Origin of the sequence: Streptomyces sp. NPDC006283 (genome assembly GCF_040613325.1) — a bacterium.
In the GTDB taxonomy this organism is placed as follows: domain Bacteria; phylum Actinomycetota; class Actinomycetes; order Streptomycetales; family Streptomycetaceae; genus Streptomyces.
The window spans coordinates 1-1794 of sequence record NZ_JBEXRZ010000443.1 but is presented as its reverse complement, the minus strand read 5'-3'; the positions used below and the strand labels follow the sequence as shown (position 1 = coordinate 1794).

The window sequence follows — 1794 nt, the reverse complement described above, 5'->3', positions numbered from 1 at the left end:
GACGCGGCGACGGGCAAGCCGTTCGTCGACGTCGTCATGGACCAGGCGGAGCAGAAGGGCACGGGCCGCTGGACGGTGCAGATCGTGCTGGACCAGGATCCGGGATCCCGGAACAGCTCGGGGTGAAGGTGCATTCCCATTGCGGCCGGGCATCTTCACCCCGAAGCCGACAGCTGACCTCGCAGGCGACGGAGAGGAACTCGCCATGCCTGCAAAGGGTAAGCATCGCCGTCCCGAGTCCAGCCCAGTGTGCGGGAGGGGTCTGGAGTTCGAGGACTATGTGCGGACCAGGGGGGACGCACTGCTGCGGAGCGCCCGGCGTCTCGTCCCCGATCCGGCCGATGCGCAGGACCTGGTCCAGACTGCCCTGGCCCGTACCTACCCATGCTGGGATCGCATCGCCGACCAAACTCTCGCGGACGCCTACATGCGCCGCGTCATGATCAACACTCGTACTGAGTGGTGGCGCAGACGCAAGCTCGAAGAGTTCCCCGTCCAGGAGCTGCCGGACGCAGGTGTCGACGACGGCGCCAAACAGCGCGCCGACCGCGAGATGCTGCGCGACGCGCTCAAGGCCCTTGCCCCCCAGCAGCGCCAGGTCGTCATACTGCGCTACTACGGGCAGCTGAGCACGGAGGAGACCGCCCGCGCGCTCGGGATAGCGACCGGCACTGTGAAGAGCGCGCTGCACCGCGCCCTGGCCCGGCTGCGCCACGAACTCGAACATGGTTGCTACGGTTATATGCAGACAGGTGACGCGTACGCTGGCTAGTGTCCTGCGCCGGGAATTCGATCAAGATATGCGGCGAGACGCCGCAGGATCTCGTCGGCGTTCTTGGTCCAGATGAACGGTTTCTGGGCGACCCAGGCGACGCGGATGTCGCGTTCCAGGGCCTGGAGGTTCTTGCCCCCGCCTCAGCCGCTTGTCCGTCAGGAGTCCGAACTACCTTTCCACCTGCCTCAAGCCATTTGCGAACCGTCGGCGTCTTGTGGGTGCTGTAGAAGCCCTATGTTTCGTCAAGCCGCAGAAGGGAGCTGGCTGGTGCTGTAGTCGGGAACTCCTGGTGGGCGAGCAAGGCACCCCCCAGGGTGGTGATGACAGCAGCGACGTGCACGTCCTTGTGGGTGTCCACCCCGAGGCACTTCCTCGGCCGGGTCCGGGACTCACTGCGCGGGCAGCATCGGCTGGGGCATGCTGGTGACGGTCACGCGGCTCCTTGGACTGGTCTGGTGGCTGACACCCGGTCCGGTGGCGGTCAGAACTGTGACGTGCTTTGTGCGGCACAGCCCCTATCGGGACACGTTCACCGGGCCGGCGGCAGTAGCACCGCAGGGGCCGGAGCCGACAGTTCTACACCACGGCAGCTGCGGCCAGTTGTCGCACGGGTCAAGCTCCGGCTCCCTGCGGCACACCATGATCCTCACAGTTGTCACAAATCAGGTGGACATCCAGGCCGGCGGGCACTTCCTTGTCGAGCTTGATCAGGAACTCCTTGAACTCCTCGGCGCGGTGTCGGCACGGTGGATGGAGCTGATCACCTCGCCGGTGGCCACGTCCAGGGCGACGTACCCCGGAGCGGTCTGGGTCAGGGGCGTAGGGCGTCAGTTCCGGGAGCGGGCTGCTCCATCGCGTCGCGGAACCGTGCGTAGCCCGCGAGCTCGGCCACATCGCCGCTGATGCGGTCCCGTGACGCCCAGTCCGCCCATATCGCAGCACCGACAGCAGCGAACAGCGGAATCAGCAACCAGGCCAGAACTGCCATCGCGACCTCCCTACCCCATGAGCGCCAACGA

Annotated in this window: 2 protein-coding genes, 2 pseudogenes and 1 riboswitch; of the genes and pseudogenes, 2 read left to right on the top strand and 2 right to left on the bottom strand. The window is 66.3% G+C overall.

Translation table 11 applies throughout. The features are described 5' to 3' along the window. Positions 1-93, top strand: a pseudogene (locus tag ABZ070_RS37120) (hypothetical protein); the annotation flags it as partial. After that, a riboswitch (cyclic di-AMP (ydaO/yuaA leader) is annotated at positions 76-201 on the top strand. (Overlaps the previous pseudogene by 18 nt.) 4 nt (positions 202-205) lie before the next feature. Then, the gene (locus ABZ070_RS37115) at positions 206-772 is read left to right on the top strand and encodes a SigE family RNA polymerase sigma factor (RefSeq protein ID WP_356640594.1); all 567 of its coding nucleotides are present in this window, start codon (positions 206-208) and stop codon (positions 770-772) included. A gap of 654 nt (positions 773-1426) precedes the next feature. Here ABZ070_RS37115 and ABZ070_RS37110 read toward each other — a convergent pair. Next, positions 1427-1569 (bottom strand): annotated as a pseudogene (locus ABZ070_RS37110) (IS630 family transposase); the annotation flags it as partial. Between the two features lie 17 nt (positions 1570-1586). Continuing rightward, positions 1587-1763 carry a hypothetical protein gene (locus ABZ070_RS37105; RefSeq protein ID WP_356640592.1) on the bottom strand — a complete coding sequence of 59 codons (177 nt, stop codon included), beginning with the start codon at positions 1761-1763 and terminating at the stop codon, positions 1587-1589. Positions 1764-1794: the final 31 nt, after the last annotated feature.